This is a genomic window from Aeromonas veronii, assembly GCF_040215105.1.
Classification (GTDB): domain Bacteria; phylum Pseudomonadota; class Gammaproteobacteria; order Enterobacterales; family Aeromonadaceae; genus Aeromonas; species Aeromonas veronii_G.
On record NZ_CP157875.1, the window covers coordinates 960,423 to 973,824 of the forward strand.

The 13,402-nt window shown below is 64.1% G+C and carries 13 protein-coding genes; 2 read left to right on the forward strand and 11 right to left on the reverse strand.

Going from position 1 to position 13,402, the window contains the following annotated elements:
* The first annotated feature begins 95 nt into the window (after positions 1 to 95).
* Complete coding sequence (locus ABNP46_RS04605) at positions 96 to 761, forward strand: class I SAM-dependent methyltransferase (RefSeq protein ID WP_349921254.1); 666 nt, start codon at positions 96 to 98, stop codon at positions 759 to 761.
* A 94-nt stretch (positions 762 to 855) separates the two neighbouring features.
* On the opposite strand, the gene ABNP46_RS04610 is transcribed toward ABNP46_RS04605, so the two are convergent.
* The 7 genes from ABNP46_RS04610 to ABNP46_RS04640 form a co-directional block, all read right to left on the reverse strand.
* Complete coding sequence (locus tag ABNP46_RS04610) at positions 856 to 1,275, reverse strand: cupin domain-containing protein (protein WP_349921255.1); 420 nt, start codon at positions 1,273 to 1,275, stop codon at positions 856 to 858.
* Between the two features lie 187 nt (positions 1,276 to 1,462).
* Positions 1,463 to 1,939, reverse strand: coding sequence for a methylated-DNA--[protein]-cysteine S-methyltransferase (locus tag ABNP46_RS04615; protein ID WP_349921256.1), 477 nt, complete (start codon positions 1,937 to 1,939; stop codon positions 1,463 to 1,465).
* Between the two features lie 65 nt (positions 1,940 to 2,004).
* Complete coding sequence (locus tag ABNP46_RS04620) at positions 2,005 to 3,459, reverse strand: AlkA N-terminal domain-containing protein (RefSeq protein ID WP_434476176.1); 1,455 nt, start codon at positions 3,457 to 3,459, stop codon at positions 2,005 to 2,007.
* Positions 3,460 to 3,643: 184 nt separating this feature from the next.
* A complete protein-coding gene (locus ABNP46_RS04625; protein WP_349921257.1) occupies positions 3,644 to 5,122 on the reverse strand; it encodes a carboxypeptidase M32 in 1,479 nt (492 codons plus the stop codon).
* Positions 5,123 to 5,227: 105 nt separating this feature from the next.
* The gene (gene smrA, locus ABNP46_RS04630) at positions 5,228 to 5,809 is read right to left on the reverse strand and encodes a DNA endonuclease SmrA (protein ID WP_349921258.1); all 582 of its coding nucleotides are present in this window, start codon (positions 5,807 to 5,809) and stop codon (positions 5,228 to 5,230) included.
* 155 nt (positions 5,810 to 5,964) lie between these two features.
* Positions 5,965 to 6,114 (reverse strand): DUF3149 domain-containing protein, encoded by a 150-nt coding sequence (locus tag ABNP46_RS04635; protein WP_349921259.1) that lies wholly within the window; start codon positions 6,112 to 6,114, stop codon positions 5,965 to 5,967.
* Positions 6,115 to 6,271: 157 nt separating this feature from the next.
* Positions 6,272 to 7,159: a TraB/GumN family protein gene (locus ABNP46_RS04640; protein WP_349921260.1), complete on the reverse strand. Its 888-nt coding sequence runs from the start codon at positions 7,157 to 7,159 to the stop codon at positions 6,272 to 6,274.
* An 86-nt stretch (positions 7,160 to 7,245) separates the two neighbouring features.
* Here ABNP46_RS04640 and ABNP46_RS04645 point away from each other — a divergent pair, with 86 nt between their 5' ends.
* Complete coding sequence (locus tag ABNP46_RS04645) at positions 7,246 to 7,578, forward strand: DUF1904 family protein (RefSeq protein ID WP_349921261.1); 333 nt, start codon at positions 7,246 to 7,248, stop codon at positions 7,576 to 7,578.
* Positions 7,579 to 7,617: 39 nt separating this feature from the next.
* Here ABNP46_RS04645 and ABNP46_RS04650 read toward each other — a convergent pair whose 3' ends face one another.
* The 4 genes from ABNP46_RS04650 to ABNP46_RS04665 form a co-directional block, all read right to left on the reverse strand.
* The gene (locus tag ABNP46_RS04650) at positions 7,618 to 8,448 is read right to left on the reverse strand and encodes an SDR family oxidoreductase (RefSeq protein ID WP_349921262.1); all 831 of its coding nucleotides are present in this window, start codon (positions 8,446 to 8,448) and stop codon (positions 7,618 to 7,620) included.
* A 106-nt stretch (positions 8,449 to 8,554) separates the two neighbouring features.
* The gene (locus tag ABNP46_RS04655) at positions 8,555 to 9,958 is read right to left on the reverse strand and encodes an OprD family outer membrane porin (RefSeq protein ID WP_349921263.1); all 1,404 of its coding nucleotides are present in this window, start codon (positions 9,956 to 9,958) and stop codon (positions 8,555 to 8,557) included.
* Between the two features lie 496 nt (positions 9,959 to 10,454).
* Positions 10,455 to 12,389 (reverse strand): methyl-accepting chemotaxis protein, encoded by a 1,935-nt coding sequence (locus ABNP46_RS04660; protein WP_349921264.1) that lies wholly within the window; start codon positions 12,387 to 12,389, stop codon positions 10,455 to 10,457.
* 59 nt (positions 12,390 to 12,448) lie between these two features.
* Positions 12,449 to 13,339, reverse strand: coding sequence for a DMT family transporter (locus tag ABNP46_RS04665; RefSeq protein WP_349921265.1), 891 nt, complete (start codon positions 13,337 to 13,339; stop codon positions 12,449 to 12,451).
* Between the last annotated feature and the right edge of the window lie 63 nt (positions 13,340 to 13,402).

The window sequence follows — 13,402 nt, forward strand, 5'->3', positions numbered from 1 at the left end:
ACAAGCAGGCATGGCGCGTCGTGGCCACCCCAAACAGGGCTTTACCTTCTCCCGGCTAGAGCCCTTATCACAGGGGCTCAACCAAGGAGCGCGAGATGGCGGAACGATTTGAAGGGGCGGGGGCGCTGGCCTATGACCAGCGCATTCCCTTGTTGGTGCCGGGTTATGAGCTGCTGCATCAATTGAGTGCTGCCCAGCTGATGGCAAGGCTCGGGGAGGAGGCGCGGGTGCTGCTGGTGGGAGTGGGCACCGGCAGCGAGCTGCTGCTGCTTGGCAAGCTCTGCCCCCGGTGGCACTTTGTCGCCCAGGACATCTCGGCGGACATGCTGGCCCAGGCGCGTCAGCGGGCCGACGAGGCCGGGATGGGAGAGCGAGTTAGGTGGCTTTTGGGGGCGTTACCCACTGCCTCACAACATTTCGACGCCGCACTCTGTCTGTTGGTGCTTCATTTTCTGGATGAAAACTCTAAGTCATCGCTGCTTGTTGATATCTCCCGCCATCTCAAGGTCGGCTCCCCGCTGCTGTTGGCGGATCTGATGACGGCTGCGGAGCCAATGGAGCGCGCCGTCATGGGACAGCAGGCGCGGCTAGGGGGTCTGCCACTGGCGGCCAGCGAGCGCATGATGCAGCGTCTCGCCGACGATTTTATTCCCCTCGATGAGGGGCAGTTGCAGCGGTTGCTGCAAGGGGCGGGTTTCAGCGCGGGGCAGCGTTACTTTCAGGCGCTCGGCTTTCACGGCTGGCTGGCAACCCGGCGCTGAGGCGGGCATCAAGTTCGGCTGGGGCAGCCAGGACGAGGAAATAGAGATGGCGGAGTCCGGCGGGCCCCGAGGGAGCCCGCCGCCGTTCACACGTTTATTTATCCATCACCACATTCCAGGGGCCATCCGCCTGGATGAAGAACACCGCCGGCTCCTTGCCCTCAACCTTGGCGACATGGGGCGCCTTGTCGGTCAGGGCGAAGTAGTCGCCGGGGCCGAGGCGGTGCGCCTTGCCTCCTGCCGTCAGGATGATGGCTCCCGACACCAGGGTCACATAGTGATCCGCATCGTGGTGATGATTGGGGGTCACCAGCCCGACCGGGTATTTCAGGAAGAAGCGGCTCGGCCCGCTGGCCATGTCACCGGACACCGGTGCGGCGGCGATGCCGTTGCCCATCTCCTTCCACTTGAGATCGGCCTGGGTCATCACCATGGTGTCGGCGCTGGCCCAAGAGGGGGCGCCGACCACCAGCAGCATTGACAGCGAGAGGACGACTGCATGCATGAATTTCATCTGCTCTCTCCTTTGCGTGTTGAACAAGCTGTTCGAGACGGGGGAGGTCATCCCGACCTCACCCCTTCAAGCATAGGGCTGAGCCCGCATCAACACCTGCTGCCGCACTGCCACCGCCCACTTCACGCTGTTTCGCCCTTGTCACGGGTCAGCAGGCCTGATGGGGAGCCCGGCTCAGGGGGCTTGTTCAGCACGGGATGCCTTCGAGTTTCAGCAGCGCCTGCTTGATGGGCAGGCCGCCGGCGTAACCGGTCAGGCTGCCGTTCTGGCCGATCACCCTATGGCAGGGGACGATGATCGACAGCGGGTTGCGGCCATTGGCGGCGCCCACCGCCCGGCTCGCACTCGGCTTGCCGATGGCGATCGCTATCTCGCCGTAACTGCGGGTCTCGCCGTAGGGGATGTCGCACAGTGCCTGCCACACGGCGCGTTGAAACGCGGTGCCCTGGGCGGCCAGCGGCAGGGTGAAGCGTTGCAGCCTGCCCGCGAAGTAGTCCCGAAACTCGGCCAGATAGGGAGCCAGCGCCTCGCTGTCCTGCTGCCACCCGGGTTGCGTGGGCAGGGGGCGCAGGCCGTCCACGAAATCCACGTGGCGAAGGCCGGTCTCGTCGATGGCGACCAGCAACGGGCCGCAGGCGGTGTCCAGAAAGTCGTAGCGGATCATGATGTTGTCTCCTCGGTTTGCTGTGATGTTTCGGCCTGGGTCAGCCGCTCGGGCCGCTCGCCCGCTTACTCGCCCAGGGCATAGGCATGCCACAGCCAGCTTGCGGCATAGGCGCGCCAGGGTTGCCAGGCGCGGCTCAAGGTTTCCACCTCCCTGACCGGCAGTTTCACGCCGCCCCCGAGCGCCTTTTGCAGCACCAGATCCGAGGCGGGGAAGGCGTCCGGATCCTGCCCGGTGCGCAGGCGCCAGTACGCAACGGTCCAGGGGCCTATGCCCGGCAGCGCGAGCAGTTGCTCATCACTCGCCCTGGCCAGGGTGATGGCGCCGCTCGCGAGCGCCCCGGCCAGCCCTTGCAGCGTCCTGATCCGGCTGCCCGGCATGCCGATGCCATCGAGATCGAGGGCGCACAGCTGGGCCGGGGTTGGCAGGGTACTGGTGCCGAACTGCGCCAGGGTGCGCGCCACCAGCCGTCCCATGATGGTGATGGCGCCCTTGACCGACACCTGCTGACCGACGATGGCGCGCAGCATCACCTCGTACTCATCCCAGCCCCCCGGCAGGCGCACGCCGGGCCAGCGCGCCAGCAGCGGCGCGAGGTGCGGATCCTGACCGAGCCGCTCGCCGATCCGCGCCATGTCCGCATCGAGATCCCACATGCGCCGCACCCGATACAGGATGTCCGGTAGCGCCCCCGGCGGCAGACCCCGCAGGGTCAGTCGCAGCTGGTTGCCCACCCCGGGCTCGATACGGATCCACCCCTCCTGCTCACCGATCCGGTGACGCCGCTCATAGCCCTGCTCGTCCACCCGCTCCAGCCCCGGGATGGCGCGCAGCCGATAGAACGCCAGCATGGCCTGCACATCGAACGGTGGCCGATAGGGCAGTTGCAGGGTGAGCGCCGGTCCCGGCTCCTGCGCCGGACGTGCGCCCTCCTGCTTGCGCAAGGCGCTAGGGGAGAGGCCATAGGCGTGGCTCCACGCATCGTTGAAACGGCGGATGCTCGCAAAACCGGCCGCGAACGCGATGTCGGTGACGGGCAGCGGCGTCTCCGTCAGCAGCCGCTTGGCGAGCAGCAGGCGGCGCGTCTGCTCCACCTGTTTCGGCGAGGCGCCGAGGTACTGCTCGAACTGACGCCTCAGGGTGCGCTCCGTGATGCCCGCCTCGGCCGCGAGCGTCCCGAGCGTGCTGTCCGCAAGTTCGCCGCGCTCGATGCGCGAGAGCACCCGGCTGACGAGCTCTGGCAGATCCCCTCCCTGCGCCGGGGCCAGCTCGGGCCGACAGCGCAGACAGGGGCGCAGGCCGTACTGCTCGGCGGCGGCGGCGAAGCGAAAGTAGTGCACGTTGTGCTCGTGGGGGGCGCGCGCCGGGCAGATGGGACGGCAATAGATGCCGGTGGAGAGCACGCCGGTGAAGAAGCGGCCGTCGAAGCGCGCATCTCGGGCGAGGCGGGCGGCGTGACACTGCTCGCGGGTGAGGCCGGGGACTATCTCGTCCTGTTCGCTTGGATGCTCGATTTGCATGGTGACAACTCCAGAGGCTCTGTTCATGCCCTGAGACTAAGCGGGGAGGCGGGGGCTGACTAGCCAAAAACGGACAGGGATAGGAAAAATAATCGGCGGCGGGCTCCCGCGGGAAAGCGGGATAAAAAACGGCGCCCTCGGTCGGGGCGCCGTTGTTGCATCTGGGCAAAGGTTATTTCAGATGCTACTTCAGATAACGCTGCTCCAGATGCTGGCGCAGCCACTGTGGATTCAACGCCTCGCCGGTCGCGCGTCGCACGAGTTCGTCCGTGTCGTGCAGGCTAGCTTGTGACCAGATGTGACGACCGAGCCACGCGAAGATCTCCGGCAGACGGCCCGCACTGATCAGCGCGCCCATGTCGCCGAGTTCCCGCTCCAGCGCGAAGCGCAGTTGCGCCGCGTACATGGCGCCGAGCGTGTAGCTCGGGAAGTAGCCAAACGACCCGTCCGTCCAGTGAATGTCCTGCATGCAGCCATTCTGGTAGTTGCCCTTGGTCGACAGGCCGAGCCACTGCTGCATTTTCATGTCCCACAGCTCGGGGATGTCCGCCACCTCGATGCGCCCTTCCATCAGATCGCGCTCCAGCTCGTAGCGCAGGATGACGTGCGCCGGGTAGGTCACCTCGTCCGCATCGACCCGGATAAAGCCGGGCTCGACGCGGTTGTACAGCTTCACGAGGTTCGCGGGATCGAGTGCCGGTTGATCGCCAAAGTGGGCGCGGATGCGTGGCGCTATCAGCGACAGGAACGCCGGGGAGTGGCCGAGCTGCATCTCGCAGAACAGGCTCTGGCTCTCGTGAATACCCATGGAGCGCGCCTCGGCGACCGGCTGGCCGAGCAGGTCGCGCGGCAGCCCCTGCTCGTAACGGGCGTGCCCCGTCTCGTGCACTATGCCCATCAGGCTGGAGACGAATTCGCCCTCGTTGTAGCGCGTGGTGATGCGCACGTCCGTCGGCACACCGCCGCAGAACGGGTGGCTGCTCACGTCGAGTCGGCCGTGGGCGAAATCGAAGCCGAGCAGTCCCATCACCTCCTGGCCGAGCGCCTGCTGAGTCGGGATGGGGAAGGGGCCTTGCGGGATCAGCAGGGTGTCGCGCTTCTGCTGTTCGCTCACGCGCTGGATGAGATCGGGCAGCCAGCTCGTCAGATCGCCGAAGATGCCGTCCAGCCGCGCGCTGGTCATGCCGGGCTCATAGAGCGCCAGCATGGCGTCGTAGGGGCGCAGATCCAGCGCCTCGGCGCGCAAGGTCGCGACCTCCCGCGACAGCTTCACCACCTCCTTGAGATTCGGGGCAAAACCGGCCCAGTCATTCTCCTTGCGCTGGCGGCGCCAGGCGTGTTCGCACTTGCTGCCGGCCAAGGAGAGCGCCTCCACCAGCTCCCCCGGCAGCAGGCTCGCATCCTGCCAGTGGCGCTTGATCTCAGCGAGGTTCGCGCGCTGGGTCGCATCCAGGTTCTCGCTCTCTGCCTTTGCTATCCAGTCGCCGAGCTCGGGAGCGGTGCGCTTTTGGTGCATGAGCACGCCAAGTTCCGCCATGGCTTCGGCCCGTGCCTCGTTGCCCCCTTCCGGCATCATGGCGGCCTGATCCCAGCCGCAGATGGCGGAGAGATGGGAGAGTCGGTGCAGCTGTTGCTGATGTTTTTCAAGCTTTTGATATGACATGGGATTGTCCTTGTTATCGTCCCTGAGAGTATGCACCCCGTACCTGGCATGATCGGGGCGTCATGATGCTAGCACCGGCGTCGGGTGCCTTGCCACTTCGGGATCTCAGGGCAGGCGCTTCTGGTGGCGCTCGCGGTTCTCGGCCTTCTTGCGCTCGCTCTTTCGCAGCAGCACATAGAGGGCGCCACTGCCGCCGTGGCGGCGTTCGGCGCTGTGCATAGCCATGACCGCCGGCAGTTGCGGCAGCCAGGCGCTGACATGGCTCTTGAGCATGGCGCGCGGGGTGCTGCGCTCCCCCTTGCCGTGCAGGATCAGCAGGCAGCGGATGTCCCGCACCTCGCAATCGGCGATAAATTGCGCCAGGGCGGTTCGCGCCTCGTTGAGGGTCTTCTGGTGCAGATCCAGGCTGGCCTGCAGCTCGTATTTGCCGAGCCGCAGCTTCTTGTAGACCCCCTCCTGCACGCCGTCGCGCTTGAAGCCGACGATCTCGTGGGGATCCCGCAGCGTGATGGCCTCCATGCTGAGCATGTCCTGGGGTAGCGGGCCTGCGCTGGCGGCCTGGCGGCGCGCGAGCTGAGCCTCGGTCGGGGCGCTGTCGCCGCTTTGAGGTGCTATCTGGTCGCTGCGAAGGGGTCGCACGTCGGCGACCTCCTGCAGGAAGAGTGAGTATTCGTCGTCATGTGGCACGGCAGGCTCCCCCCATGAAAATGAGGAGACATTATAACGGGCCCAGCCCCCGCTTAGAATGGCCGTCCGCTAAGGCGGCCAAGGCTGATGGGGAGGGCGCACGGGTCTGGTCGCGCTTTACCTGGCAGGTTGGGGGCATCCCCCGCATGGGGAGGCTATTGCTCCTCCGTCGGCGGCTTGGCGTGCATCACCTTGTAGATGAAGTAGACGGCATAGGCGCTGATCAGCAGGAAGGTGCCGATAATCACCAGCATGGACATCAGTCCCACGCTGTTGCCGAACATCAGGTTTATCCAGAATTCCATCACATCCACTCCTGTCATCCCTTGGTGACAGGCATGATAAATACCTCTTTGGGTGGGGTGGGATGATCCCGATCAAGTCCCGTCGTGGTTGTTTAATCATCAGCAGGTTTTGTGAGCGGCCTCCCACTTAGGGGGAGGGAAGGCCGCGAGAGGAGGGCTACTGGACCGCAGGCTGGGTTGGTTCGGTGAGGGGCGTGATGCGCCAGCCTTGCTGCTCCAGCAGGGCCAGCAGTCCCTGTTCGCCGTAAAGATGCAGGGCCCCTACCACGATAAAGCTCTCGTTTGGCAGGGTCGGCCACTTCGCCACCCAGTTGCGGTTGCGCTCCGCCAGCAGGGTCTGCTCCAGCCAGGCCTGCAGCTTGGGCGGGGCCATCTCCTCTTTCAGCAGGTTGATCAGGGTCGCCTGATCGCCGTTTTGCCAGGCGCTCATCACCTCGCCAAAGCCCTTCTCGAGCTCCGGCAGCTCATCCAGGGTGCTCTCCAGCATCAGGGTCTGGTTGTCACCGACGCTGGCGAGATAACCGAGCTGCTCCAGCAGAGTCTCCAGGCCGACGATGGGCTTGCCCCCCTCACTCGCCCGTTTGGCGAAGTGCTGATCCACCCCGTATTCCCCGCTGAATCCGGTGCGTTCAAGGGCTGCCTGGGTCAGGGTGATGGCCGCAAACCAGGGACGCAGCGGGGTCAGGATGGCTTCATTGAGACCGTTTTGACCGGCGGCGATCAGGGTGCGCCGGTAGAGGTCGATGGGTAGATGATCCTTGAGGGTCTTGCCGTCGACGAGGCGGGTGATGGCCCCCATCTCCTGCCACTGCTCCTTGCTGACATGGGTCATGTCGACCTCCATCACCAGGGCTCGGCTCTGCTGCCAGGCCCGCTCCACGGGATCCGGCAGTGGATAGAGGGAGGGCTTGCCCGCGTGGATGGAGCCCAGCAGCCAGTGTTGTTCACTGCCTTTCTCGATGCGATAGAAAGCCGGATCGGCGAGGGCCTGCAGCGGCAGCAGCAGGCAGACCAGGAAGGAGAACAGCGGTCGATGGAATCTCATGGGGCTCCTTGTATGAAGGGGTGACTTGGCTTCATGGCAATAAACCCTATGATAAGTCCTCATTCGTCACAGCCAAGAGGTTTCCCATGCCCCACCTTCGTTTTCGGGCAGTTTCTGTCGACACCCTGCAACGGATCAGCACGCCCTTGCTGGCGGATCTCTGCGCCCTCACCGGCGGCAAGCCGGAGTTTGTCACCCTGGAGTGCGTACCGAGCCAATGGGTGCGAAACGGTCAGCCGGAGACGGGTTTTCCCTTCGTGGAGCTGGTCTGGTTCGAGCGGCCCCAGGAGGTGCAGGATGCCGCCGCGGCCCTCATCACCCGTCATCTGAAAGCGGTGCTCGGGGAGGAGACCTATGTGGTGGTGCAGGTGCTGCCCATAGTTCCAAGCCAGTACTACAGCAACGGTCAGCACTACTGAGTGATGAAGGGGATCGGGCTATCGGCCCGATCCCCTGTGTCAGGCGGATTTTATCAGGAGTCTGTCCAGCCAGCGGCTTGGCAGCAGGCGGCGCAGCACGGTGAACAGCCTGGTCGGGAAGGTGACGGGGTAGCGGTGCTTGGGCCGCTTGCTGGTGAGCGCGTGGATGAGCGGCGGCAGGCAGGCTTCGCTTGGCAGAGTGAAGCCTCGGGCTCCGCCCTCGCGCTCCAGTCGGCTCAGGGTCTGCTGGTAAGCGGCGCTGTGACGGCTGGTGTCGGGATCGATGTGGCGCAGAAAGGCGGCGCGGGCATTGGCGCGAAAACGGGTGTCGATGGGCCCGGGTTCGATCAGGCTGACCTGTACCCCGGTGCCGGCGAGTTCGAGGCGCAGGGTGTCGGTGTAGCCCTCGAGGGCAAACTTGCTGGCGTTGTAGGCGCCGCGATACTTCATGGCTACCAGACCGAGCACCGAGCTGTTTTGCACGATGCGCCCCTCTCCCGCCGCCAGCATGGCGGGCAGCACTTCGCGAATGAGCTGATGCCAGCCGAACAGGTTGGTGTTGAACTGCTCTCTCAGCGCCGCCGTGGGCAGATCTTCCAGTGCTCCCGGCTGGCCGTAGGCCCCGTTGTTGAACAGGCCATAAAGGCGACCGCCAGCCAGGGCCAGCGCCTCGGCCGCCCCCTGGGTGATGCTGTCTTCATCGGCGAGATCCAGCCGCACTGCGAGCAATCCCAGCTGTTGCAGCCGCGCCACGTCTTCTTCCCGGCGGGCCGAGGCGATGACGGTGAAACCCTGTTCGCCGAGCGCCTTGGCGGCGGACAGGCCGATGCCGCTTGAGCAGCCGGTGATGAGCACGAAGGGGTGGGGCATGGGGATCCTTGCGGTGTCGAGTCCTGTGATGGGGCATGGTAGCCTGCCCGGCCCAAAAACAAAACCGGGCCCAAGGGCCCGGTTTTCAGATGATTCACGTTCCCGATTACAGGATGGTGAACGGCATGATGATGTGGAACTTGACGTCATGCTCGGAGCTGAACATGTTCGGGTAGTACCAGCTGCCCTTGTCGTCCTGCTCGTTGTTGTAGTCGGTGTAGTGCAGCTTGAACAGGGTGCCCTTCAACTTGCCGTCTTGCACCGTGTACATGACGTCGAAGTTGGCAGCCCACTCTTTACCACCTTCCAGGGACTTGTCGCCATTGTTGGCATCCCAACCGTAGGCGCCGGAGACACCGAGTGCCCAACCAGGTGCACCCACCAGATCGTCCAGGGTACGGGTCACACCGAAGAACACGGCCTTCTCGTCGTTGTGGTTCCAGTCAGAGCGGGAATCCCACCAGATCTCGTTCGCGCCCTGGGAGTTGCCGTAGCCACGGGTCAGACGGGGCAGGTAGTTGCCCAGATCCCCTTCGGCCTTGGTCCACATACCTTCCAGACGGAAGCCGTACTGGGCGTAGTTCCAGGCGGCGGTCAGCGCTTGCTGCCATGCCAGACCATCGTAATCGCTGTTGTCAGTGTCGGAACCGTAGAACTGGTAGCTGGTGGAGAGGCCACCCAGGACGTCAAACTTGTGAGCCAGCTTGAAGTGGTAGCTGTCCATGTAGCCTTCGGACTGACCGAAGCCACCGGTGACCGCGGTGCCATCCTCGAAGGTGTAGCGAGCGGCCAGACCGTGGATGTAGTCGATCTTGTTGGCATCGGTGAAGGGGTCGCTGGCATAGGGGCTGCTCTTGGAGAAGCCGGCGGTATTCTTGAACCAGGGCGCCTTGTACTCATCGGCGATGGCGTAGGTCAGGTAGAGACCACCGAAGTTGCCTTCGATCTGGCCACCACGGTAGGTACCGGGTTGATAGGACCAGTTCACACCGAGGATGCCGGGTACGTACAGCTGGGTGAAACCACCCTTGGCGGTGACGGCACCATCGAAGAATTTCAGTTTCAGGGCGGCGGTGGAGAGGCTGAAGCCATTCTCGGGAACACCGTCACCACCTGAACCCCACTTGTTGCCCCAGAAGGAGAACTCGTTCTCTTCGTTGACGCCGTTGCTCTCGTCGACGGCCAGGTCATAGGCACCGAAGCCGCCCACGTCGATGCCGACTACATCCCAGGCATAACCGGAGTTGAAGTTGAGGGCAGCTTGGGTAGTGGCGTGGCTCAGGTTGGAGTGGTATTTGCCATCTTGGCCGGGACCGGCCTGCTTGCGTTCACGGTCGCGCTGGAAGTAGAACAGACCACCGGTGACTTTGGCGTCTTCGGCAAACGCCTCATAGGATTTTCCGTAACCCGGACCCATAGTGTCCTGGGCGGCGAAGGCCATTCCCGGGGCAGCCAGTGCGGCAACCACAGCGGCGCTCAAGGCGGCACGCTTGAAAATCACTTTTTCCATTTTGTATTGCTCCTGATTTTATGGACTTAGCTTTTTTTTGTCCGGCAGTCAGGCACGGGCCCGCCGCTCGGTAATGGCATTGCAATCAAGGCCCCGGAGGGCAAAAAAATCGTTTGTCTGTGCTGTGCCCCTCCCTGCATGCCTTGGCGCATCAGTGGGGGTATCTGTGTATTTACAATCTTTATTTTTTATGTGCGGCCCTTGGCGACCGGACACCACAAGAGTACGTTCGCGGTGCGAAATATCAACATGAAGTTCCATCGAAGTTTCAAAAATATGACCGAGTGCAAATAATCATGACCCTTGTTGTGGACACTGTGATCCCGCTCATATCAACAATGACAACGCTTTCATGCTGGGTTGGCCGTTTCCGTGGATGAAACTCGATGAGGAAGCTGAACTTTCTTTGTTAACCGACTGATAACAGATAATTTTGTGTTGCAAAAAAAGATGACCCCGCAGGGAGGCGGGGCCATGGTGGGTCAGTCGTCAGGGATCAGGCTTGTCCCAGGATGCGGGGGATCTGCTGGGCCTGATGGTGAATGTGTTCCGACACCTGCACCGAGAGCTGGCTGCCCTGGCGGGCATGCTGGCTGATGCGGCCGATGAGGGCGGCGAAGCTGGCCAGCCTGTGCTCCTGGCTTCTGGCGTTGTCGGCCCCTTGCAGGGCGATGACGGCGGTGCTGCGGGCCATCTCCCGCACCGTCAATGTGGTCTGGCGCAACTGCTCGGCCTGCTGACGCTGGCCGGCGGCCTCGCTGGTGATCCGGGTCATCACGGTGGCGAGCTGATCCCCGGCCTGGGTCAGGCTTGTCAGGATCTCGGTGATCTGGCCGAGGGAGCGCTGGGTATCGGCGGAGAGGTGGCGTACCTCGTCGGCCACCACGGCAAAGCCGCGCCCCTGCTCACCGGCGCGGGCGGCCTCGATGGCGGCATTCAGGGCCAGCAGGTTGGTCTGCTGGGAGATGTGTCCGATGACGTCGACGATGGCGGTGACATCCTCCACCGAACGCTTGAGCTGGGCCAGGGCCGCACTGCTCTCGTCGATGGCGAGTCCGGTCTGGGCAGTGGCGGCCAGCATGCCGCCGACCAGCTGCTCGCTCTGGCTCATGGAGTGCTCGTTGTGCTGGGCGTGCTGGGCTATCTCGGCGGCGACCTGGTGCACCTCGCTGGCGAGCTGGTTCAGCTCATTCATCATGTGGTCGCTCTCGTCCACCGCCTGTTCTGTGGTGCGGGTGCTGTGATGGATCTCCTGCACCTGATCCACCATTTCCTGCAGGCTCAGGGAGACGGAGGAGAGTTGCCCTGCCTTCTGTTGCTGATCCTGTTTCAAACGCAGGATGAGGCGATTGTAACTCGCCACTATGTCGGCCAGCTCGTTGCGCTCCCGCCCCTCGGGCAGCATCTGTGCTTCCCCTGTGGTATCGAGTTGCAGGAAGGCGCCGCGCAATTGCAGCAGTGGCTTGACCAACCAGCGGCGCTGCACCAAGGCGAACAGCAGGGCCACCCCCACCAGCGTGAGCGCCAGGGAGCCGAGAATGACGGCGAGCTCCCGGTTCACCCCTTGGCGCAGGGCGGAGAGGCGCTCCCCCAGTTTGTCACTTTCCTGCAGCAGTCGACTGATGTCCTGTTGCACCATCAGGCGTGCCTCCTGCTGCTGTTGCAGGGCCTTGCGACTGTTCTCCAGCTCCTGGGGGTAGCGTTTTAGCAGGGAAACCAGTTCGCTGCGCGGGAGATCGCCGAGCTCTTTGCGCACCGGCTCTCCCAGGGTGAATTCGTCGGCAGGGGCTTCCTCGAACAGCCCCAGGCTCGGCAGCGCAGCCAGTTGCTCTGCCTGCCGTTGCAGGGCCGCCAGTTCGAACTTCAATCCTTCCAGCAACTTGGGGCTGGCCTGATCCATGTAGTTCTGGCGCAGATGAGCCAGGGCAGGCAGGGCCGCCAGGATGTCGGCGGCGCCCTGACGGTAGCGATCGGCACTGGACGGATCCGTCGCCTCCGCGCCTTGCTGGCCGTAGCGCAGCAGCGCCTTGGCGTGGGCGGTCAGCTCGCTCTCGGCATTTTGCAGCAGCAGCTGGCTATTGCCGGAGAGCTTGCCTGCCGCCAGATAGTCGCCGTCGATGCGGCTGCCCATCTGCTCCAGCAGGGTGCGTAGCGGGGCACTCTGCTCGGGATCCTGTTGTTCCAGTTGGCCGAGCGCCTGTTTGCGTACCCCTTGTGCCTCGGTCAGGCGCAGGGGGTCACCGCTGCCGAGGTAGTCCCGCAGCGCCTCTTGCAGGGGGCCGCTCAATCGCTGCTGGAGCCGTTCGTGCTGGCGTTGATCCTGTTCGGTGTCATTGAGCTGCTGCCAGCCATGGAACAGGGCGGTGGCCTGGGTGGCGGCCACCAGCAGCAATATCAGAGAGGAGAGGGAGGCATAATGGGCAATTTTCACGTCAACATCCTGCTTGAACCACGCAATGGCTGCGAGCTTAAGCAGGAGTGATGGCGTTTTTATGACAAGGGTTTTACAACCCTCTGACTCTTGGGGGATTTCACCATCAGGCCGAGCAGGGCGCCCCCCATGATGAGGCTCCCCGCCAGCAGGTGACGGGACGTGAGTTCTTCACCGTTGAGCCACACCAGCAGCAGGGTGCTGAGAAGTGGCGTCAGGTAGGCGAGCGCCCCGATGCGGCGCGGATCCCCGTCTCGCAGTGCCAGATACCAGGTGACGAAGGCCGCCCCCATGGGCCCCAGGGCCAGCCCGGCGATGAGCAGCCAGTCTGCCTGGGGGATCTGGGCGAGGGGCAAGGGGCCTTCGAGCCCCCAGGCGAGCAGCAGGGCCAGCAGACCCGCCGGCAGGCAGGCGGCGGCGGTGACCACGGCGGGGGCGGGAGGCAGGCGGCGGGAGAGCACGGAGTAGGCTCCCCAGACGATGGCGGCGCCGAGCGCCAGCAGGTAACCGGGGAGATAGGCCTGCTGCAGCTTCAGCTCCCCATCCACCATCACCAGCACCGAGCCGACGAGACCCAGCGCCCCCGCCAGCAGATGCTGGGGCTTGAGGGGATGGCCCGGCAGCAGCAGCGGGGTGAACAGGATGATGCACAGGGGCCAGAGGTAATTGATGAGGTTCGCCTCGAGCACGGGGGCGTGGCGAAAGCTCATGAACAGCAGGCTGTGGTAGAGCAGCAGGGCCGTGATGGTCACCAGCCAGCTGAGGGCGCTGGCCCGCCATTGGCGCCAGAAGGGCAGGGCCCCCAGGCCGCAGAAGAACAGCACCAGCCCCACCAGCACCAGGGGGGAGACGCTGGTGACCCGGGAGGTGAGGGCGGCGAGGGAGGCCCACAGCAAGATGGTGAGCAGGGCCAGGGCGGTGGACCTATCCCACCAGGAAACAGCAGACATCCAACACTCCTTTGTCGGTGGATGAAAAAGAGGGCCAGTCTAGCAGACTGGCCCTCGCTGGGT